Origin of the sequence: Anaerococcus porci (assembly GCF_009696575.1) — a bacterium.
GTDB classification, from domain to species: domain Bacteria; phylum Bacillota; class Clostridia; order Tissierellales; family Peptoniphilaceae; genus Anaerococcus; species Anaerococcus porci.
Genome location: NZ_VULQ01000016.1, coordinates 1 through 22,683 on the forward strand (window position 1 = coordinate 1; position 22,683 = coordinate 22,683).

The following is a 22,683-nucleotide window of genomic DNA, read 5'->3' on the forward strand; positions in this document are numbered from 1 at the left end:
ATTGGAAACCCAGCAAGCACATAAAACAATCCCATTTCATCCCTAATATCTATAATTTTATCATAGATGATTAGGTTCATTTTTAAGAACTATGCTTAAAGCTGTTCTTATACTATTAGTATATGAGCAAGCACAGTAAGTGAGTACCCACTTACGAAAAATTGATGAAGCAGAACCTTTATGGACTGCTTCTTTTTTTATCAATTTTACCTTGTTAGGGAGAACCCTAAGACCCCAATAATTTATGATAAGGAGATATACTATGGATAATAGAAAAAGAAATAATCAACTAAAAATATATTTAACAGATGAAGAAAAAAAAGTTTTTGAAAAGAAAATGAAACTTGCTAATTGCAAAACTATGTCCCACTTTCTTAGGAAATGTGTATTAGAAAAAGAAATTTATGTGGTAGATTTAGAACCATTTAGAAACCTACAATGGCTGCTTTCAAATGCAACAAATAATATAAATCAGATTGCAAAAGCTACTAATACAACTGGTGTTATTTACAAGAATGAAATTGAATCGATGAATAGACAGATAGAAAAATTATCTGAAGAAATATGGCAGATCCATTCCCTACTTCTTAATAAATCAAAAGAAAGTTCTGATGATTAGTATGGCAATTACAAAAATACATCCTATAAAATCAACTCTAAACTTGGCAATAGACTATATAACTAAGAGTGAAAAAACTGATGAAAAAATCTTAGTATCTTCATTCAAATGTCATCCATCTACTGCCCATATTCAATTTATAAAAACACGAGAAGATAATGATACTAAAGGTACAGTTCTAGCTAGGCATTTAATTCAATCTTTTCTGCCAGGAGAGGTTGATCCTATAAAAGCTCACGAAATAGGAATGGAATTATGTAAGAAAATTTTAAAAGAAGATTATGAATTTGTTCTTGCAACTCATATAGATAGAGGACATATCCACAACCATATAATCTTTAATAATGTTAATTACAAGACTGGTAAATGCTACCAATCTAACAAAAAATCTTACCATAAAATCAGGTATCAAAGTGACGAATTATGTAAAGAAAATAAGCTTTCAGTCATTGATGAATATTATGAAGCTTACAAAAGAAAATATAAAACTGCGGGTAAATCTTGGTACGAATATGACCAAAACAAGAAAGGAATTCCTGGAAATCTAAACTGCAATTTGATATAGACAGAATGATTAATAAGTCTAAATCGTGGGAAGAATTTTTAGAAAATATGAAATCTCTGGATTATGAAATTAAGTTTGGTAAACACATTGCTTTTCGTCATAAAGATAAGCAAAGATTTACAAGAGCTAAGACTATCGGAGAAGATTATACTGAAGAAAAAATCAAAGAAAGAATAGATTTAGCTATTAAAAACAAAGCTAATCCTATTAAAAAGCGTGTAGGAAATGTTATTGATATATCTACAAATGAAAAAGCACAATCCTCTAAAGGCTATGAAGTTTGGGCAAGAAAACATAATATCAAAACAATGGCTGATTCAATAATTAAATTAAGAGAGCAAGGCATTAATTCAATTACACAGCTCGATGATCTAATAAAAAAATCTGCTGATGATAGACAAGACTTATTAGATAAAATAAAGAAGATTGAAGCTAAAATGAAGAGTTTATCAAAGGATATGAAAAATATAAATACTATAAATAAGTATCGTGAAATATATAAATACTACAAGGAAAATCCTGAAGATAAACAATTTGAAGAAGAATATTATAGTGAACTTTCCGTCTATAAAATAGCCGCTAAAGAAATTTTAAAAAACTATAAAAAACTACCAAATACAAAAGAAATACTATCAAACCTCGATAAATTGCAAGAAAAAAAGAAAAACCTTATGCAAGAGTATTCTTTGAATAAAGAACAATTTTCTGACCTAGTTCAGTATAGGAAAAACTATGAAAATTATTATGGAAAAGAAGTGGAGAGATAACATCTTCACTTCTTGCTCTTATAAATTATTACTATTTTCGATTTCTCTAAAAGAATCCCAAAGATATCTAGTCAATGTTATGCCCGCACCACAGAAAGTTCTGCATGTTTTTACTCAAAGCCTTAAAATTCTTTTCTCTTCCGTGTCCACTTTATCATATTTGATTTATATTTTTTTCAAATTAACTTCTAAAAAATCCATCACTGTATTAGATTTTACTTAGAGTTTATATTAATTTTATGGTAAAATTTCAACTAGAATCTCTCGTTTTATGTAGTTACTAAAATTTAACAGTATTGTGTACTTTTTGAAAATATATTTTAACAGATAATTAAATAGAATATTTTAAAATATGTACTGAAGATGTTTCTTTAGTAAGAGAATATTTTCTAACCATTATGATATTATATATGTGATATATAAATTAAAAATTCACTCTATGACTGATATTTTTTATCTCACAAGTTAATTATATAATCACATATATTTAGCAACTCTGGTCTATGCGTAATAATGATAAATTTTTTATCTTCAGATAATGCTTTAATAATCTTAGACATATACTTTTCACTTTTTAAATCAATGGATGCTGAAGGCTCATCTAAAATATATAGTTTTGCATCTTTAAAAATTGTATTTAAAAATGACAATTTTTGCAATTCTCCTTTTGAATTTATATTATATTCATACTTATCTGACGATTTAAAAATTTTTGAAATATCACCCATAAACATCTCTATATCATAATTTAAATAATATTCCTGTAACTTGGTTTTTATATATTTAATATCGTATTGATTTAAAGAATCAGTCTGAGGCATAATTTGGATATTTCGACTTAATTCGCCAATACTGATATCTTCAAGTGGAGTATTATCTATTTTTATTTTTCCTTTTTTTATAGGCAAAAGCTTTCTTATCAACTTTATAATAGTGGTTTTACCAACTCCGTTATCACCTATAATTCCAATGACATTACTTTTTGTAAAATCGATACTTAAATTCTCTATTTTAATATTATCATCTAAATATCCTGTTTCTAAATCATTAGCAATAATTGTTTTAAAGTTTAATTTATGCTCCAATAATTGGTCAAAGTTAGTAAAATCTTCAATCATATATTGATTATCTAATAATTGATCTATTTTTGTTTTCTTTGGTAAAATCGTATTAAATTTCATAAGTATTTTTGTTATGTTAGTTATAGGCGAAAAAATCTTTTGAGAGTATAAAATTAAAGTTACTAGTCTTCCAGTCGAAATATTTCCAGTATTTGCTAAGTGTCCCCCAATCACTATAATAATAAAAATACTACATAAACTTGCTAAAAGATTTAAAGTAGACGATCTTAAAATTAAATCCATTAAATTGTTATTTGCAATGAATAACTTTTTATTACTTCTATTATAATTTTCGCTAGAGCTTTTCAAATAATCTTTAAGAAGTAAATTTTCTACATTATTTATACATGCTTGGACTTTTGAATTTACTTCTGCATTTAAATTTCTTACTTCTCTAGATTTAATTTTAACGACTCTAGACATCATATATTGTACTACTACTAATACAATATTTAATAAAAAAATTATAAATGCTATCAACAAACTAGATCTCATAATGTACATAAAAATCAATATAGTTGATATTGTCAAACTAAATAAGTTAGGTATCGAATTTGTTATGAAATCAGAAATATCATATATATCATTACTAATAATTGTTATGATTTCACCTTTAGATTCTTTAAACCAATATATAAGATTCATTTTTCTTATTTTATTAAACACATATGTACACATCCTAATATTAATACTCTTATTTAATTTATTTAATATCTTTGAAGATATATATTGTAATATTATTATTAGCAATGAAATCATACCAAATATAAACACAAAGTCTTTTACACTATTAGATTTATTATTTAATGTAATGATATCTATAATTTTTCCTAAAATGCTAGGCACATAGATTGCTAAAAGGCTAGATAAGATGAATATGCATGTAGAGACAATTAAGGCAACTATTTCTCTACTTTTCAAATTCATTTGTTTATCATTGAATTTTATAAACATATTCATCTCCTTACTTATATCATTTTTTGATTTACTAGCTTCTTATTTTCTCTAATTATAATAAAAATATATAGAACTATAAAAACTAGTACAAGGCAAATACTTATTAAAAGCGAGTAAATATAATTATCTAATCCAATAAAAAGCTTAATCCTATTTTTAAATCGAATATAGATAGATATTAGTATAGATACTATTATAAAAATAGAAATAACAAGTGGTATCAGTGAGAATGAGAGTGTGATTTTGTTATTTATACTTAAAATCCTATTCTTATCTAAACCAAGAATTTCTAACATTTTATAGTTTTCTAGTGAGTTTTTGGTATTTATTAGGGACTGTATTAATAGAATTGTCATTACAATGATTGTAAATATAAATCCAATATATGTTCCCAATACTAAAGTCAATAGTGACATAAATTTAGTGTCCACTTTTTCTATTTCATCAAGCCTAATAACTTGTAAAAATCCTTCTGAATTTTCTTTCTCTAACTCCTCTTTATATTTATCTTCCAAATTTGTAAACTGTTTATTAACAGTATTTTCTATTTCATTTTCTAATTCTTTTGCACTTTTATAATCTAACCCTCCATCAGTATTGCCAACAAAGTTAATTTTTGCAAGATTTAAATTTTCTGTTATTTTGTCTGGAAAAATCAATAAATCCTGGTTTATGCCACCATAAATATAAGTTCCTAGATTGTCGTTGTAAACATGATCAAGTCCTTCACCTTTACCTACTAGTTCTACCGTATCCAATGTTAATTTTCTATTTTTTGCTAAATTATTTTTATACTGATCTATGTCTACAGTATTTGCTAATTGGTAGGCAAATTCATTGTCTTTAAGTTCTATTTCATCTAAGTTCTGCATTTTCCTTAATTCATTGTATTGACTTAAAGATATGGCTAAACGAGATTCATCATATCTATTATTCTTCTTACTATATGGTTTAAAATCTTCTTTTCTTGGATAAAAATATTTAAGTTCTACGCTTCCTTCTAAATTTGCCCCCTTCTCTTCTACTAAATCTTCAATAAAAGAATAATCATTCCCTATAACATCTTTTTGACTGTCCAGGACATAAAAATCAGTGAGAACATATATATCATTTTTCATCCTGTTATGATAATTCTCTTCCCCAAGTGTTGACATAATTCGAGGTAATGAAAAAGCCAAAATAGAAATCACCAAGAATATAACTATAGTTACTAATAACCTAACATTTTCAAATATATTCATTTGAATATTAGATGATACGAGGAGCTTATCTTTTTGATATATGCTTTCATTTTTACGTTTCTTATCTAAAAAATAAATAATAGTATAGAAAAATGAATACATAAGTAGTATTGACGCTATTAAAAGACTAGTTTGAACTTTATTGCTTTCGTAATTTGGTATTGGACCTGTAAAATCTCTATCTAAATTGAAATAAGTGTATATATTATATGATATATATACTAAGCAGATAATGAAGATGAGGCTTGATATTATTAACTTAGTTTTTGATACAGTCTTTTTATTAATATTTTTACCATCATTTATTAAATCTATTGGTTTCTTTTTAATTATCTTAAAAGCATTAAAAAGATTTGTTATAAGAAATATCAAAGCAAAATAAATAATAGTTCTAAGAATGGTACTAGCATAAAATACTAAATTTATGGAATATTTTTCTAAAATTGCATTTGCTATAAAAGCATTTATAAATTGAGAAGTGATTTGACCTACACAAATTCCAATTAAAACACCTATACAGTAAATAGGTAGAATCTCCATAGCAAGTATTTTAGCCAAGGTAGATCTTTTTGCTCCCATAATATTTAATACTGATATGCTTTTAATTCTAATTTTATAAATATTTCCATTTACGAAATTTAATATCAAAAATATCCCTGCTGATGCTATATATATTAACCACCTTATTATTGTTTCAAAATATGAAAAATCATATAAATTATTTGACATTATCACACTTTTAGAATCAGCTATAGAAAGAAATGAAAAAAATAAAGTCGCACAAACAATAATTGATATGAAATAAGTCTTATATTTATCTACTTTATCTTTTAGACTTAAATTAGATATTCTTATTCTCATCTTATCCCTCTATTTCTCCATCTTTTATTGTTATAATTCTATCTCCATACTCGGCTACATTTTTATCATGAGTAACTAGAAGCACTGTAGTATTAAATTTTTTATTTATATCTTTAATAAGATTCATCAAATTTTCAGCAGAGTTAGAATCTAAAGCCCCCGTTGGCTCATCGGCCAGTATAATCTTAGGATTACCAATAAGTGCTCTTGCACAAGCAACTCTTTGTTTTTCTCCACCAGATATTTCATAAGAATTTTTATCTTTTAAGTATTCTATATTTAATTTTTTTAAGATATTGTCTATTTTTTGATTTATAGTATTGGGCTTTTCGTTTTTTAATAATAGTGGAACTGCAATATTTTCTTTAACATTCATAGATTCAATTAATTTAAAATCCTGGAAAATAAAACCTAAATATTTTCTTCTAAAGTCATTTGCCTTTTTTAAACTAAGTTTCTCTATATTGTTTCCATCAATTTCTATCTGACCTTTATCCGGTTTTTCTATAGTAGCTATTATATTTAAAAGTGTAGACTTTCCAGATCCAGATTTTCCCATTATAGAAACAAATTCACCTTCATTAATATTTAAATCTATATCTTTAAGAACTTCATTTTTTACTGAACCTTTACCATAACTCTTATAAAGATTTTTTATTTTAATTATTTTTTCCACACTAATCACCTACTCAAATAACGCCTTTATCTCAGAATCACTTAAATCTATATATAAGTATAATAATTTCATAAATATAACTTTATTTAAATAGCACTGTCTACTGGAAGGTCTATTTAAAATACCTGTGTTTTCATAATTTTCGTAAGGGCAGCCACACCTACAGAAATGTTTAGCAAAGCAGCTACTACATTCAGTAAGCTTGCTATTATCATTAAAGATTTTTTTTATGAAATTAGAAGTCTGCATACAATTTGAATATACATTACCTATATTATAATGATCATACGATACAAACCTATGACATGGATATATATTTCCATCAATATCAATAGCCACTGAGTTAAAAGCAGCACCACAAGGGTAATTTTGTTTTTTGCTAAAATGTATTTGCTTTAATGCCCTGAATAGAATTTTTACTTTCTTAGCTTTATCTATTTCTCCATTTTTAATATAATCTTTAAATTGATTGATAAGATTTATATTTTCATCAATATACCTCTTATATTCAAGTGTTCCTAAAGAATTGTCAGCGGCAGATATTGGTATATTCTTAAAGTTCAAGGTATTTAAATGCTCAAAAACTCTAACCATATCTAAATTTCTAGGAGTAATGGTAGCTCTAGCCGATAGTAAGCCTTTATTTCTTAAGTATAAAGTATTTTCTATAATGTCATTGTATGCTTGATTGCCATTTTGATAAACCCTATCACTATTATCGTTTAAGTCTCCATCTATACTAATCATTGTATTAATTTTATTTTCAATGATGAATTCATTTACTTCTTTATTTAACAATGTACCATTAGTTGTCATACTAAAATAAAATTTTAATTTATTGGTTGATTCTTTGATTTTACAATAATTTACTATTTCTTTAATCAGATCAAATCTTAATAACGGTTCTCCACCAAAAAATATAATATTAAGTTTATCACTATTTGTATTTTCAATTAAAAAATCTATTGATTGTTTAGCCGTGTCTGAATCCATAAATCCAGTGTGATTATATCTACCTTCATCACCAAAACAATACTTGCATGCTAAGTTACAGCCTTGAATAAGCATCAATGTTATCGATGAAATTTTATTGCTAGAATCATAGTGTTGTTTACCTTCAAATTCTGCTTCTCTTAAAAAACCCATAGATTTCATAGATTCTATTAATTTTCTATATTCCTGTTTAGTCATATACATAGATGATTTATTTTCTAATTCTTCCCATTCATACTTCTGCATTAAATTTAAAAATTTTTCTACTTTGTCATCAATTCTTATTATTGACACATTATCATAATCAAAAATGTATTTGTTGTTATTATGTTTGAGTTTTATAAAACCTGATGTAATCATCCATTCCTCCTTCTATACATAGTAATATAATATGGAGCCAGAATATGTTATTTACATACTGCTAGATTTACTATAATTCTATTTAGTTACTTAGTTTCCTATGATATCATCTTTGTTTCCATCGCAAAAAATACACCCTAAATCAGCGCACGTATCTTCTGGATAGTCACACCACATGCAAGGTTGCCAACTTTCTGATGAGTTCATTTTTTCATTGTTACCTAAATTTATCTTTTCAAACATTCTCTTCCTCCTACTTGTTCTAATCCTGACTCCATATAATATCTAAACTGATTCCCACCCCTACCCATTTCCTACTATGTGAATTTTGTTAATTATGATTATTCATATTTAAATACTTATATTTAATAATTTTGAATATCTTCAAAATTTATTATTCTTATCTCATTATTCTTTATGACCACTATACAAGGTATAGTATCAACACCATACTCATCTAATATTTCATTGAGTTTGGTATTATTAAAATATTCATTTATATCTAAGTCTACAATATTTTCAGATAGATTAAGTTCTCTATTTTCTTTTACTAAACCTACTCCGTTACTTATATAACGTAAGCAATATGGACAATTTTTAGATGTCAATAAATATATTCCGTCTTTACCTTTAATATCTTGCCAATTTATTTTATTTAATTGTTTAGAAGCCATTTCATAATTAGATAATTGATAAAATTGCTCATAGTTACTAATATTTAATTTGAAAAGTTTAAATATTGCTAAAACAATAACTACTACATATATGCTTTTAATTATTTTTCTGTTCTTCACTTTTTATACCAGCTATTTGAAAATTAAATTTCCAATGAACATAGTAATTGGAAAAGATAATACCAATAGCAAGTTCAAAAAAACAAATAGTATAGATTTTCTTTTTATGGAAGATATCAAGCCAATTATCCCAAGTATAGGACATATAAAAATCGTGCTTATACCTAAAGGTTTCAATTCTGTAAATTTATTTAATAAATCTACAGGAAGAATATATGAAATAACAAATATTATTATGCCGAGTATAAATGTGTATTTTTCTATATTTTTTAGCATCCTACTTGACCTACTGTATTAAAGTATGTTCTGATTGCCCAAGCAACTTTAGCCATTGTTCCTGACATTTCGCTTTTATGTGCATCAATATAATCTACTAAGTCTTTATTACATTTACAATTCTTTCTAAGAGTTGGAGACCACTTGTAGCATTGATCGTGTCTTCTACAACCTTCATCTAGTACATCAGTAACTGGTTCATCTGAATCCTTTCCGCCATAACCTGGTCCACAATAATTTCCCCATATTGGTAAACCTATTGAGCGAGTACTATAACCTTCTGTATTAAATTCTGCATAATTTGAACTAACTGATTCTAACAATAAGCCTTGTTCTATAACTTCTGGATCTTCGTTATTATTTTGTGCATTTTGATAATCAAAATATAGTCTATCATTATCTACAATGATATATTTCTTAACTTCATCTCCTATTTTTTCAATATCATTATAGCTTAGACTTTCTCCATGTGATGCAGATACATTATTATTTGGTAAGATAAGTACACAAATAGCCAATACAAAAATTAACCCGAAAAATATTTTTTTTAATTTTTCTTTCATTACATCTCTCCTTTATGCTACTAACGCTTTTACTGCCTTATTTCTAATTTAATTTTATAGTAGTTAGAAATTTATTTCAGCTAACTTTTGTGAATACTTTTATATTGAAATATTTTTATCAGGCATTAGAAATAATCCATCACATATCCTTTGTATTTCATATTCATGTGAAATTATTATTAGAATATTATTCTTACTTCTTTCTTTTATTTTAGAAATTGCTTTTTTCTTCATTTCTTGATCCAATCCAGATAATACTTCGTCTAGTAGAATCAAAGAATGTCTGCCAATCATCATCCTAGCCAGATGAATTTTTTGTTTTTCTCCTTTTGATAAAGTATCTTTCAAATTTTTAGTACTATATTTTTCAATTCTATCTAATTCTAAGAATTGAATTATTTTTTTTAAATGTGATTCATTTACCTTCTTTTTCTCTAATATTGTAATATTAGAATTTAGGTTTTCACGTAATATAAATGGTTTGCTTTCTATAAACAAAACTTCATTTCTTAAATCTTCATCTCTATAGTCGCTTATCTCATTACCATTTATCAAAATTTCTCCTTCGTAATCAGTATAAAGTTTACTTATTAGATTAAAAATTGTTGTTTTACCTGATCCGTTTTCTCCAACTATTCCATATAATCCAGGTTTATTTATTTCAAATGAAAAATCTTTCAATATATATTCATCATCATATTTGAATGAAACATTTTTAAACTTAAGGCTAGTTACTTTTGACAATTTCTTTCCATCAATTTTCTTTTCACTGTCATGATCCATAATTTTCTTATATCGCTCTAAATCTACAATAACTTCATTAAAAGATAAGTTTAAATCACCAATGTTTTTAATTGACGAATGTAACTTTTCCATATAACTACTAAAAGCAACTATATTTCCCAATGTTAAATCTCCTAATATTATTAATTTTGCTGAAATGAATAATATTAGAGAACTTAAAATAATAGTTATCAAATCTTGTAAACTCCTTACAGCCATATTTATCTTCAAATTAGACATAGATACATTTTTTAAATCCTTAAGCTTTCTCCCATAATTTCCTTTAAATATTTTTTCTAAATTATTTAGTTTTATTCCAGTTAAATTTGAAATCGTATCTATTAGATAATCTGAATATGCATCCAATTTAATAATATAGTCTCTTTGTTTACTAATAATAGTACTTTTGAATATATAGTTAATTCCGTAAGTCAATGGAAGTAATATAATCGCAATTATAAATAATTTTAATGATATCCTAATCATAATGTAAGCAGATATAATTATACTAAATAAAATCATTACAATGCTTGAAAAAAAGTCTATATAGAAACTGACTATTTTATCACCTGTATTTTCTATTCTGCTTACAAGTTCTCCTTCACCATACGAATTTAAAAATTCATATCTCGTATCTAATATTTTAGCGAACATCGCTTCTTTTATACTATTTGAACAATCTATAGATAATATATTGCCTATCCATTCCTCCAAAATACTGCTTAAACTTTGAAATATATTTAAAATTAGACTTATGAGAATAAACTTTAATACTAATTGCAAATCTTTTATTACTATCAAATCAATAATTTTCCCAAATACATAAGGAATCGCCATACTCGTAATTATTCCTAATAGTATGACTATTATTAAATATATAATTTTCTTTTTCTGTGGTAATATAAATTTATCAATTATTTTTTTGTGTTCACGCCAATCAAACATACTATTCATCTACTAAATATACTTTCCTAGATTTAAAATCAATTGACCAAAAAGAATTTTCAGTACTTTCCCAAATATATTTATCGGATGTATCTCTCCACCATTTTTCATATTCTTCTACTATGTTTTTATAATCTCTATCTACTTTTTTATAAATTTCTTGACTTTCAGATAGAATTTTCAACAAGTTTTCTAAAGCTATTTTCCTTTCAAGAAGCTCTTCTAAATTTTCGCTTTCTTCCTGTGTTAATATTCCAACTTCTTTCAACTTAGTTATCCTCCAAGTATTTTTTGTTTAAAATTCCATTTACAGAATTTTTTTCTAAAACATCAATAAATGGATCTAAATAATTTACTGGTTTTATATGTCTATCAAACTCCATTAATTTCGTCAGTTTTTTCTGTAATTCATAAGATACTCTATATTCAATACTAGATTTTACACATGAATTCTTAGCCGGTATATTAACTTCATTTGTATTTATATAATTCTCGAAACTACAAGAATTACAATGACAAATACTGCATTTATTGCAAAGTGGAGAATATTTTTCTGAGTATAAATGTCTATTGTATTTCTCTTTTATTCCATCTTTTAAGCTTCCTATATGATCCAAAGGAAACTTAAAATAAAATTCTGGACAAACATAAAACTTTTCGTTGCTTGCAAGGGTATAAGAATTTAATCCACTATCACATAATTCTTTTTCTTTCATAAACAATTCATCAGTTATAACATTTAGTTCTTTAATTATTCCTTTATTCAAATATTCGTAATAAATATAATCAGAAATATTCATTAGTTGTTCCTCATATAGGATATAATTAAATTGTTTATCGAAATCTAATATATTTAGATTAATCCTGTTAGTCTTATTGAATAATTTTGTTATAAAAGTATCCATATCGCTTAAACATTTAGATGATATATTTAGTATTATATTTTCTTCTAGTTTCATATTTCTTACAAACTCTTCATCATCAGGATATTCAATTGTAAGGATATAGTTATTAGTTATTTTTCTTATACTATCTTGATTTCTTATTGAGCAATGGTGAAAAATATTTTGCCCTTTTAAGTCTATCTCTTTGAAATTTAAATTGAGTCCATAATTGCTATGTATAAATACTGGTCTTAGAAAATTATTTTTGGCATATTCTAATCCTTCTATTATTGTTTCATTAAACATAATAGTAGATCCACTTCTATTATCACTACTAGCACAAGTTCTTACGGGTGAATTAGATAACAAAAAGTAAAGTTTATCTTTACCTTCATTATTAATTTCTTTTTCTATTCCATACCTATTATATAGCTCAGCAAAATAGTAGTTATTCGCTCTGACTCTTGCTTTATGCATTTTACAAATATATTTAGCTTTTTGGAAATTTGTATTACTATCTGCAGTGTCATAATTATGACCAAAACATGAAGTACATCCACTTGCAATCCTACAGTTAAGACACTCCTCATAACATTGAAGTTTCGTATTTAATAGATAATAAGGTCTTATTTTATCAAAATCTATACCATTTTCTACATCACCAATTACAACTTCTTTTTTATTGTTAAGTGAGTAATCTTTATATCTCATACATGGATACAATGATCCATCAGGACCAACTGCTATCATCTTTCCAGCACCACATGAAGCTGTTTCTAACATTTCTTTATTATTTGGAAAACCTATAGATTCATCAAACAAAGTACAAGAATATTTATCAAATAGTCTATTTTCTAGGATATAGTCTGCCAATTCAATTAACTGGTCTTCAAAAATTTTGTCATCTCCATCTTGCCAAACATCTTCAAATACTACATTTGCTGCTACATCAGATATTCCTAATTCCCATAAATGAATTATGCTATCTTTTAAATATTTTAAATCTTTACTTGAAAAAGTAACTTTTGTAGATGCTTGAAATTGATTTTTGTACAACTCTATATTTTTTATTATTTCATCATAAGAGCCTTTTCCATTCGGAAAAATTCTGTGCATATCATGCTTTTCTTTAGTCCCGTCTAATGTAATTGCTATTTCAAGTTTTCCTTGATTTTTCTTTATAAAATCTTGTACCTCTTTACTGGCATAATTAATCCCATTTGTCGTTATATTAATCCTATAATCCCAATACCATTCATCATTTAATAGATATGTTTTTAATTTAAAATAGTCGCATATTTGATCAATTAGTTTTATTTCAAGTAGTGGCTCTCCACCTATAAAATCTAATATAACTCCTTTGGGTCTTATCATTTCTTCTGAAAGTACATAATCAATAAATTTCTTAGCTACATCAAATGACATTTTCTTATTTGAAGATTTATGTGTAATATAACAATAACTACATCTTAAATTACAATCCTCTGTTACAATAAATGTTAATGTTTGAGCAATACCGTCTTTCCAAATATTAAATTCTTTCCCGAGTTTATAAATATTACTGCTTGTCATTTTTATTACTTAAGCTCTTACGTCCAAATCGCGGATGCTCTGCTGCATTTTTTGCAGTACAACTATATCTACATGAATTTACACATACCAAAACACATGCCATAAGTGGACTTGCACTGCTACCTTTAGTATTTTTTTTTACTTTACTTGAATAATTCATTGTTTTATCCCCTCTCTATTTGTTATTTTTTCTCTATTTAATCTTATATTATTTTAATTTAAGTTTCAGCTAACTTTTGTGAATAAAAAAGCACTAGAATTAAAATCCTAATGCCGATTATTAAAATGAGTCTACATAGCCTAGTTCTCTGACTTTATCTATCATTTCTTGATAATTTTTTACACCAAGTTTTTGATAAATTCTAGATAATGATACAGCTAAGCTCCTAACATTTGTATTCAATTCTTTTGCCAATTGTTTCCTGGACATGCCATTTGAATACAATCGCACTATATTTAATTCACATTTTGTGAGAGGTTCTAACATATGATTTTCTTCTGGAAATATTGTTTTATCTTCTAATACAATATTTTTTATGTGCTGTATTAATCTATTAGTTTCTTCTTCTTTAGAAATAAAGCCTTTGCAACCTATTTTTTTAGCTCTTTTAATATAAAAGTCTAATTTATATGCTGTTAAAATAACAATTTTTATATTTTTATACTTCTCTATTAGTTCTTCAGCTAAATCTAGACCGTTTATGGTTCCCTCTATACCAGTTAAATTTATGTCTATAAGTAATAAATCATAGTTGAGAATTATTCCATCTATCTCAGATGAACTAAAATTATTTATTATATCTACAGAAATCGCATTTTCTTTTTCCAAGCTCATTTTCAGAGAAGTAGCTACCATTTTATGATCTTCTATTAATAAGATTTTCATTTATTACACTCCTATCCATAGGTATATCTATTTTAAATTGTACATAAGATTCCTCTGAATTCTCATCGTCGTTAAATATATTAAAAGTAAATATTCCCCTATATTGCTTCAAATTTAATCGTAAAACATTTAATCCAATATTTCCATCTTTAATTTTGTTTTCATCATTTATATAATCTCCGATGTTTGTAATTATTAAATATATCGTACTATTTTCAACTTTTAGAATTATATGTGTGTTATAACCTTTAGAATGCTTGAACGCATTTATTAATAATTCGTTGATACATTTATATACTAACTCATCATAAGGAGTTGGCAAGTTAAGATTTTGATCGCATTCAAATTCAATAAGCATCTGTTTATTTAAATACATATCTTCCAAATCTGATATGAGCCTATTATATGCTTCATATAATGATTTGTAATCTTTAAGTTTAGGATTGAACGAATCTATTTCATGGCGAATTAAATCATTTAATTTTTCTAGATTTTGTAAGATATAATCTTTTCCTGAGCCAGTTAAATTATCTTCAATCCATCTACGTATTGCTATAATAATTTGAAGTATATCATCGTGTAAAAATGTTTGTATTTTCAGGATATTAAGCTTTTCAAGTTCAGTATCCTTGTACTTTTCATAATAATAACCCTCCAAAACTTCATCAAATGTAATGAGTTTATAATTTCTATATTTTCTGTAACTTCTAAATTCTGTCAAAAAAATAAAAAAGTACAAAGATATTATAACAATCACCCTTAAAGGCATACCAACTAAAAATAATATTATAAATAAAATAGTATATCCAGGTAAAAGCTTCCTCATTGCATTAGTAAATAACAAGATTCTGTTTTTTATATTTGTACATATAATCTTATACAACAATATTAATTCAGTGAATACCAATGATAATAATAGATATTCACTAATCGAAATAATCTCTGTATTAGTAAAATACATATAAATAATGTAAGAAATAAAAAAACCTATTTGCAGAAATATAGTAGAATTACTATAATGCTTTCTTATATTTTTATTTATTATCCACAAAATACAAGGACTTATTAGCAAAATAATAAAAACACTCTTAAATAATAAACTAGAAAGCATATAATTATAATTCATTATTATTGCTGAAATAGCAATAATAATAGTTATTAAAGTTCTTATTATATTTAACTTTTTTATTGAATATATAAGCTCTAGATTTCCCAATAAAAGTAAATTGTAAATCATTAATTCGATATATTTGCCTATCAAAAAATCTCTCAACATTAAATCTTCTATAAAAATAAAAATAATAAATAGTATGGTAAGTAAACTATAATTCAGAACGAATTCTTTCTCATCATTTAATATAGTAATCACATACGCAATAAAGTTTATTATGCTTAGAGAAATTGCTATAAAGACTCCCATTTCCAATTCTTGGTAATATTTTAAAAAAGGAATTATTGGTATAAATAAAATAACTTGTAATAATATATGAATAATCAAGATTAAATTTTCTTTTTTCATTTTTCTTCCTTTATGAATTAATAAATAAAAAGTATTAACTATCCATATTTGGAGTTAACATTTGTATTTGTTTAAGCTTACCTAATACTATTATAAACTAAATCTTATCATAAATTAGTAGTTTTAATATTTTATTTCTTTGGATATTTTTATCTTAATTTCATATTAATGTCGAACTTTAGATCATCTAATTATTTATATTATTATAAATTATGATAGTTTTGATAATACTTATGTTAAAATAAATAATTTAAATATTGCAGCTTATTAATTTACACAAACTTTCGGACATTACTAAAAAATAGGCACGCTAAATTCTATAAAACTATGTTTTACAAATTCATAAATATGAAATAAAAAATCTATAAATATCAAGATATAAAGCTCTCAAAGAATAACTTAGGAGATCTGATACTAACAGGAAGTATACTCTTTGAGAATTTTTTACAACCAGTTAATGTACTTTGAATAATATCATCTTTATTTCCTACATATATAATTTTTCCTAAAATATCATAGGCATCGATAATTAATTCATTTATTCTTACTGGTTCTAAATTACCATTTTGATAATAATAAGATCGGTTAGGAACAATATGAATCTTTCTAAAACCATAGCAAGTTGAAAAGCTATCTATAAAAATAAATTTATCATTCTTTTTTAATAATAAGTCTAAGTCTGTACTACCTTTGTCAATTACCAAATTAGTCATCCTTACTTGAGGTTTAAATTCCGGATATGAAATCCTACAATTTCCAGTACTATGTGTGTTAAATATCTCAGATGTATAATTAGAATGAAGAAATTTATGCCATTTTCCAGACTTTATCAATGTTGTTTTTTCAGAATTAGTTAATTCATCATCAACAGGAGTCCAGCCAGAACTCATTATACTGCCATCATCTATTACTGTTAGCTCATTATTTATCTTTTTATTAATTAAATCATTTATTAAATTTTGTTTACCAACTAATAGATCAGATTCTGATAAATGACCAACTACTTCATGTATAAAAATTCCACTTGCCAGCTCTGAAAGTAATACATTCTCCCCTTTTAAATTCATATTCTTAACCGGGGAAAATTCAGATATAAACTGTAATTTCCCTCTAAAATTAAACATTTTTTCAATTAATTGATTGAAATTATCAACATAAAAATATATTACTTCATTAACTGAATTATTTAAAATATGTAATGCTAAATCAATATGACCATCTAGAATCGAAATTGACTTTTGGGAATTAGTTAATTTCTTATTTACTATTTCCCACTTTAAATAATATTCAATATTATATTTTTTACAAAATTGTTCAATCACTTGTATATAAAATTTAAAATTAGATAAATTTAACATATTATGATCAATTTTAATAAAATCAAATTTATTATTCAACATATTTTCATAAAATTGTTTATTTTTATAGTCAAACCCCTTTTCATAGTAATTCCTATCTTGTTCAGTATAACTTAATCCGTTAAATAAATATTTTAATTTAAATTCATTCTTTAAGGATTTTATTGGAGTGTTAAACATTTTAGTAATTTGATATCTTGTTATTTTCACTATTACTTGCATAATTCTTCTAAATACTTTATTATTCCTTCTTGTTCAATTTTTTTCATACTCTTTGTAATATGTTTGATATGTGATTTATCTTGTCTATAGTCATCAAAATATCTAAATTTATAAAAATCAGAAAAGTTTATTTTTGGATAATTCAATTTTAATAGCTTTTCTATATATTCATTCATTATTTTTTTATTGTAATGATTATATATGTTAATTGCTATTATAAGAAAATCTATATATTCATCTTCTGTCAATGTATTAAACAAATATGTATCTTTTAAAAGCTCGAAATAAACTTTGGCACTCGAATAATCATGATTTTTAGTATGCCATTTCAATATCTTAAACACCCCTTCTTTATTATTAATCATAATATCTTTTCTCTTGTTGATAATGTATTTTATATCTAAATTTTTACGTTTGATTATAAAGTTATTCATCAATAAAATATCCATATCTGATAAAATAAAATTATTAATTGCATCCAAAGGTGTTTCTACAATTGGTTCATTATTCACATTAAATGATGTATTTATACAAACATTAAGATCTGATACTTTTGAATATTCTGATAATAAATTATACATAAATTGATTCTGTGAACGCGTGACTGTTTGAATTCTTGCTGTATTATCATAATGAGTAATTCCAATTAATCTACTATCTATTACTTTAGATACAAAAAGCATATATGGAGAATCTTTAACACCTTCAAAATACTTTTCAACACAGTCAGATTGAACAATTGGTGCCAATGGTCTAAATGGTTCTCTATGCTTTATGTTAAGATTAAGTCTATCTCTAATTTTTATTGAATCTGGCTTTGCAATTATACTCCTATTTCCTAAAGCTCTAGGTCCAAATTCTGATTTCCCCTGATATATTCCTATTATCATTCCTTCGTTCAAGTATTTTGCTATTTCTTTTTCTGGATTGTCAAAAAATTCATATTCGATTTGATTATCATCTAAAACCGATAAAATTTCTTCTTTATCATGCTTTTTACCCAAATATATTGACTTTAATGGTATAGCTTTTATATTTTTAGATAATGATCCTAAATATGCCATACCTATTGAACATCCATCATCAGTAGAAGCGGGAAACGGATAATATTTTCTTATATTATCCATAGATAAAATTGCTGTATTTAAGTTAGTGTTTAAAAAAACTCCTCCAGAAGAACATAAATCTATTTCATTTGATATATTTTTTAAATGAAATTTCAAATATTCAAGGACACTCTTTTCTAACTCTGATTGAGCTATAGAAGCTACTTTTTTTGCTCTATCCATTTGCCAATTTATTGGTCTTATATATTTAGCAATTTCAGTAATTATTGTTGTTTTTTCTACTTTCTTAGGTAAATCAGTTCTCTTAATTCTTTTATTGATTAATTTATATTCATAGAGAAATTCAATAAAATTATCAAATAGAAATCTAATATCTCCTTTTTCGATTTTAAAGAATCTCTTATTATACCTTATATCATTTCCATATGCAGATAAACCCATAGTTTTGCCTGCAGCAGGTATACCTGAATCAGAAAAGCCTAAACAATAACTTATAATATCATAGAACATTCCGAGACTAATATTATCATAATCCCCAAATTGCTTATCTATTTCTGTTATTTTATTATCTTTAATTTTATATAAGCTTATGCTCTCGAATTTATACTGACTAATCCAATCTCCCTGCTCATCAATTACAATAGCATAACCATTATCCATGCCTGAACTATAAACAGCACTTGCGGCATGAGTCAAATGATGATAAGGATTTGATAATTCCACAATTTTATTCTTATTTTTAATAGGTATATAATTAATAGCTGTTTCAATACAATTGTTTATGGATTTTCCTACTACAATGCTATCTAAATCATCAATAGAAATATTTATACTGGATAAGCAATAATTGATGGCTTTTAATGGTGGTAAAACTATATCTTTTGGATTTCTAGCATAAAAACCATCGGAGTGTTTTCTCCTATCTAATCGTTCCTCTGCTATAGCAGTCAAGATTTCGCCATTTTTACATATCGCTACAGATCTGTCATGATTTGACATATTAATACCCATTACATAGCAGTCCATTATACGTGTTCTCCTTTCTTGGTATTAAATATTCTAAAATAAAAGTTACATACAATAAATAATATCAGCAATAATAATGAAATTTTCATAAAAAACATCTTTACATTTTTTCCCATCCAATAAGCTACTAAAGGTTGGAATACAACTGCAGATAGAGATGAAACTGAAGATACAACCGAAAATACAGTAGCTTTATTTCTATTGGTAGAATTTTCATTTATTCCACAAGAAATTGATATAAATGAAATTCCAGAAGCAAACGCAAATAAACACATAAATAACATAAGAGCAATAAAAGATTTGTGATTTGACAATAAAATCATCATAGAAAAGCTTAATAAATATAATATCATCGACAAATTATTTAGGATAATGCTTTTTAAATTTAATTTACTTGTCAAATAGCTAATAATAGAAGATATACTAATATATATACCATTTAATATTGGAAAATATTTAATAGCTATTCCTAATTCTGAACCATAAGGTTGCCAAATTAGATTAAAAGCAGAAAATGCCACAAAAGAAAAAATTGACATCATCAAACTTATAATTAAATTGTAGTTGGAAAAAACATCCTTCACTCCACTTACAGTTAATTTAAATATAGAATCCACTTCTCCTTTATTGTCTCTCATAAATATAGTAGATAAGAGTGCAATAATAATTTGAATAAATATTACAATATACAATACAAAAAAAGATTCATTTATATTCAACATTATTATGAAAGTTATAATAGGTAGAGTAAGTATTACTTCTATCAATTTAGTCTTTCCTGTATAATTTTTAAAAATTGAACTTTCATACTTAGAACCTAACCAAGCTGGTAAACATCCACTCATAAGTGCAGCACCAAGCCCTTTTGTCACATATGAAATAACTAATATGTTGAATGAATATCCAAGAATTAACAAAATATAGGATAAAATACTTAAAATAACGCCTACAACATAAGTTTTTCTTCTACCTATTAAATCTGCTATTGCCCCACTTGACAAATCAAATATCATTAAGCTACTCAAATATACACTCCAAAGGATACCAATTTTAACATATGATATGTTTTTAGAAAGCAAGAATATGGTTATTACTGAATTAGCTAACAAATCTGCAATTTTTTGCAAAGCATTGATAACTACATATGTTGATAATTCGATTTTTGTTCTACTCATTGAATAACTCCATTATTTTCTTAAACTCTTTAATATTCATATCCCCTTGAATCATTTTATCTTTTATATGCCCTTGTGCTTTATAAGCCTCACTTATAACAATATTACTGATTAAATACAATACATATATTTGTTTTCTATTTAATTCATTATATGATATTTGGGGAATTCCTCCCTCTTCTAACATTTCCTCATAACAATTAGTAATTTCAATATTATACTTTAAATTGTTTTTGCAAAACTCAGTATTTGGATGGGGGACTAAAATATATGGTTCTATGAAATCAACAATATTATTAGCTATAAATATATACATAGCATTTAAATCTCTTAATTCATCTTCTATCGTTATACCAGGTAATCCAATTATCCATTCTAATCCAATAGCCATTTTATTTTCTTTTACTAGTTTTGCCAATTTAAATATATTGTTTATATTAATATTTTTATCTGCATATTTTATTGCTGTATTATTACATGACTCAAGTCCTATAAGTATACTTCTACTTATTCTTGAAATATATTTTATCATTTCTTCATTCAAATTATTTAAATGAGAAAACAAACCATTTAGAATTATTTCATTGTCTTCCAAAACCTTACATACTTCTATTACATGTTTCTTATTAAGAGTAAACAATTCATCGGATAAAAATACAAGTTCTAATTTTCCATTACACGACCTTTTCAAATTTTCTATTTCTTTTCTTATAATAAGACTAGATTTAACTCTATATTTGTTCCAATCCTTGGTGTTTTTACAAAAATTACAAGCATACGGGCAACCATATGATGTTCTTATTGAAATTGGTAATTTAGTAACTTTCATTATATACTTCTCAATTAAATATATAGTTTTATCTAAAAAACTAAAATCAATAGCTGGCAATTTATTATAATCATCTATATAATTAGCCCCTCTCCTATTAACAATCTTTTTATCTATATTTAATAGACATCCATTAAATTTTTTATAGTTATCAAAATTAATATTTTTTTCTTCTATAAAAGAATTTATTACTAACTCTGATTCTCCTCTTATAGCAATATCGATATTTGGTAGTAATTGTAACAACTCATCTTCTAACATTTCTGTTAACTTTCCACAATAAATAATTCTTTTATTTTTATCCATTTTCTTTACAATATCACTAATCAATTTAATAGAAAATATTGTTGCAGTATTAGTATTATTCATATAATAATCAGTATGGAAAACTAGAACATCGAATTTACAACTATGAATGATTAATTTCAGTCTTTCATAATCTTCATCTTTATATGATCTAAAAATATTCTGCATAGATATATATTCGACATCATGTCCTTGAGATTTTAAATATGTGCATAATTGCAAAGGTGCAGTGTTGACAACTTCATAATTCATTATATTAGACACAACACTCTCTATTAACTTTCCCTTTCTAAACGGAGTAATTACTAAGATATTCAA

General features: G+C 25.3%; 18 protein-coding genes and 1 pseudogene. 2 read left to right on the forward strand and 17 right to left on the reverse strand.

Annotation, left to right across the window (positions count from 1 at the left end):
• The first annotated feature begins 262 nt into the window (after positions 1-262).
• Together FYJ26_RS09615 and FYJ26_RS09620 are read left to right on the forward strand one after the other, a co-directional pair.
• Positions 263-619 (forward strand): plasmid mobilization protein, encoded by a 357-nt coding sequence (locus FYJ26_RS09615; protein ID WP_154541899.1) that lies wholly within the window; start codon positions 263-265, stop codon positions 617-619.
• A gap of 1 nt (position 620) precedes the next feature.
• Positions 621-1,951 (forward strand): annotated as a pseudogene (locus tag FYJ26_RS09620) (relaxase/mobilization nuclease domain-containing protein).
• A 458-nt stretch (positions 1,952-2,409) separates the two neighbouring features.
• On the opposite strand, the gene FYJ26_RS09625 reads toward FYJ26_RS09620, so the two are convergent.
• From FYJ26_RS09625 to FYJ26_RS09705, 17 genes are all read right to left on the reverse strand, one after another.
• The gene (locus FYJ26_RS09625) at positions 2,410-4,032 is read right to left on the reverse strand and encodes an ABC transporter ATP-binding protein (RefSeq protein WP_326831258.1); all 1,623 of its coding nucleotides are present in this window, start codon (positions 4,030-4,032) and stop codon (positions 2,410-2,412) included.
• 8 nt (positions 4,033-4,040) lie between these two features.
• Positions 4,041-6,131 (reverse strand): FtsX-like permease family protein, encoded by a 2,091-nt coding sequence (locus tag FYJ26_RS09630; protein WP_154541903.1) that lies wholly within the window; start codon positions 6,129-6,131, stop codon positions 4,041-4,043.
• Position 6,132: 1 nt separating this feature from the next.
• Entirely contained in the window at positions 6,133-6,807 is a 675-nt protein-coding gene (locus tag FYJ26_RS09635) for an ABC transporter ATP-binding protein (RefSeq protein ID WP_012797108.1), read from the reverse strand.
• 9 nt (positions 6,808-6,816) lie between these two features.
• Entirely contained in the window at positions 6,817-8,160 is a 1,344-nt protein-coding gene (gene papB / locus FYJ26_RS09640) for a PapB family radical SAM/SPASM ranthipeptide maturase (protein ID WP_012797107.1), read from the reverse strand.
• A 90-nt stretch (positions 8,161-8,250) separates the two neighbouring features.
• Complete coding sequence (locus FYJ26_RS09645; protein ID WP_012797106.1) at positions 8,251-8,403, reverse strand: hypothetical protein; 153 nt, start codon at positions 8,401-8,403, stop codon at positions 8,251-8,253.
• Between the two features lie 122 nt (positions 8,404-8,525).
• A complete protein-coding gene (locus tag FYJ26_RS09650) occupies positions 8,526-8,954 on the reverse strand; it encodes a hypothetical protein (RefSeq protein ID WP_320595386.1) in 429 nt (142 codons plus the stop codon).
• Between the two features lie 12 nt (positions 8,955-8,966).
• Entirely contained in the window at positions 8,967-9,230 is a 264-nt protein-coding gene (locus FYJ26_RS11160; protein WP_154274055.1) for a hypothetical protein, read from the reverse strand.
• Complete coding sequence (locus FYJ26_RS09660) at positions 9,224-9,793, reverse strand: hypothetical protein (RefSeq protein WP_154274054.1); 570 nt, start codon at positions 9,791-9,793, stop codon at positions 9,224-9,226. Before FYJ26_RS09660 ends, FYJ26_RS11160 begins: the two co-directional genes overlap by 7 nt.
• 99 nt (positions 9,794-9,892) lie before the next feature.
• A complete protein-coding gene (locus tag FYJ26_RS09665) occupies positions 9,893-11,530 on the reverse strand; it encodes an ABC transporter transmembrane domain-containing protein (protein ID WP_154541905.1) in 1,638 nt (545 codons plus the stop codon).
• Complete coding sequence (locus FYJ26_RS09670; RefSeq protein WP_094210296.1) at positions 11,523-11,789, reverse strand: CXXX repeat peptide modification system protein; 267 nt, start codon at positions 11,787-11,789, stop codon at positions 11,523-11,525. Before FYJ26_RS09670 ends, FYJ26_RS09665 begins: the two co-directional genes overlap by 8 nt.
• 1 nt (position 11,790) lies before the next feature.
• Entirely contained in the window at positions 11,791-13,977 is a 2,187-nt protein-coding gene (locus FYJ26_RS09675) for a radical SAM peptide maturase, CXXX-repeat target family (RefSeq protein WP_154541907.1), read from the reverse strand.
• A 280-nt stretch (positions 13,978-14,257) separates the two neighbouring features.
• Positions 14,258-14,863 carry a response regulator transcription factor gene (locus tag FYJ26_RS09680; RefSeq protein ID WP_154541909.1) on the reverse strand — a complete coding sequence of 202 codons (606 nt, stop codon included), beginning with the start codon at positions 14,861-14,863 and terminating at the stop codon, positions 14,258-14,260.
• Complete coding sequence (locus tag FYJ26_RS11165) at positions 14,835-15,584, reverse strand: sensor histidine kinase (protein WP_229771248.1); 750 nt, start codon at positions 15,582-15,584, stop codon at positions 14,835-14,837. The genes FYJ26_RS09680 and FYJ26_RS11165 overlap by 29 nt, the downstream gene beginning before the upstream one ends.
• 1,169 nt (positions 15,585-16,753) lie before the next feature.
• On the reverse strand, positions 16,754-17,962 hold the full coding sequence (locus FYJ26_RS09690) for a metallopeptidase TldD-related protein (RefSeq protein ID WP_154541913.1): 1,209 nt from the start codon (positions 17,960-17,962) through the stop codon (positions 16,754-16,756).
• Complete coding sequence (locus FYJ26_RS09695) at positions 17,953-20,055, reverse strand: carbamoyltransferase C-terminal domain-containing protein (protein ID WP_154541915.1); 2,103 nt, start codon at positions 20,053-20,055, stop codon at positions 17,953-17,955. Before FYJ26_RS09695 ends, FYJ26_RS09690 begins: the two co-directional genes overlap by 10 nt.
• Entirely contained in the window at positions 20,055-21,230 is a 1,176-nt protein-coding gene (locus FYJ26_RS09700) for an MFS transporter (RefSeq protein WP_154541917.1), read from the reverse strand. Before FYJ26_RS09700 ends, FYJ26_RS09695 begins: the two co-directional genes overlap by 1 nt.
• Positions 21,223-22,683, reverse strand: coding sequence for a B12-binding domain-containing radical SAM protein (locus FYJ26_RS09705; RefSeq protein WP_154541919.1), 1,461 nt, complete (start codon positions 22,681-22,683; stop codon positions 21,223-21,225). The genes FYJ26_RS09700 and FYJ26_RS09705 overlap by 8 nt, the downstream gene beginning before the upstream one ends.

What these genes read in the sequence shown, in the direction of transcription:
- FYJ26_RS09660 (WP_154274054.1), bottom strand. Translation starts at nt 9,793, where the DNA reads ATGAAAGAAAAATTAAAAAAAATATTTTTCGGGTTAATTTTTGTATTG.
- FYJ26_RS09625 (WP_326831258.1), bottom strand. Translation starts at nt 4,032, where the DNA reads ATGAATATGTTTATAAAATTCAATGATAAACAAATGAATTTGAAAAGT.
- FYJ26_RS09665 (WP_154541905.1), bottom strand. Translation starts at nt 11,530, where the DNA reads ATGAATAGTATGTTTGATTGGCGTGAACACAAAAAAATAATTGATAAA.
- FYJ26_RS09630 (WP_154541903.1), bottom strand. Translation starts at nt 6,131, where the DNA reads ATGAGAATAAGAATATCTAATTTAAGTCTAAAAGATAAAGTAGATAAA.
- FYJ26_RS11160 (WP_154274055.1), bottom strand. Translation starts at nt 9,230, where the DNA reads ATGCTAAAAAATATAGAAAAATACACATTTATACTCGGCATAATAATA.
- FYJ26_RS09700 (WP_154541917.1), bottom strand. Translation starts at nt 21,230, where the DNA reads ATGAGTAGAACAAAAATCGAATTATCAACATATGTAGTTATCAATGCT.
- FYJ26_RS09615 (WP_154541899.1), top strand. Translation starts at nt 263, where the DNA reads ATGGATAATAGAAAAAGAAATAATCAACTAAAAATATATTTAACAGAT.
- FYJ26_RS09675 (WP_154541907.1), bottom strand. Translation starts at nt 13,977, where the DNA reads ATGACAAGCAGTAATATTTATAAACTCGGGAAAGAATTTAATATTTGG.
- FYJ26_RS09645 (WP_012797106.1), bottom strand. Translation starts at nt 8,403, where the DNA reads ATGTTTGAAAAGATAAATTTAGGTAACAATGAAAAAATGAACTCATCA.
- FYJ26_RS09695 (WP_154541915.1), bottom strand. Translation starts at nt 20,055, where the DNA reads ATGGACTGCTATGTAATGGGTATTAATATGTCAAATCATGACAGATCT.
- FYJ26_RS09690 (WP_154541913.1), bottom strand. Translation starts at nt 17,962, where the DNA reads ATGCAAGTAATAGTGAAAATAACAAGATATCAAATTACTAAAATGTTT.
- FYJ26_RS09680 (WP_154541909.1), bottom strand. Translation starts at nt 14,863, where the DNA reads ATGAAAATCTTATTAATAGAAGATCATAAAATGGTAGCTACTTCTCTG.
- papB (WP_012797107.1), bottom strand. Translation starts at nt 8,160, where the DNA reads ATGATTACATCAGGTTTTATAAAACTCAAACATAATAACAACAAATAC.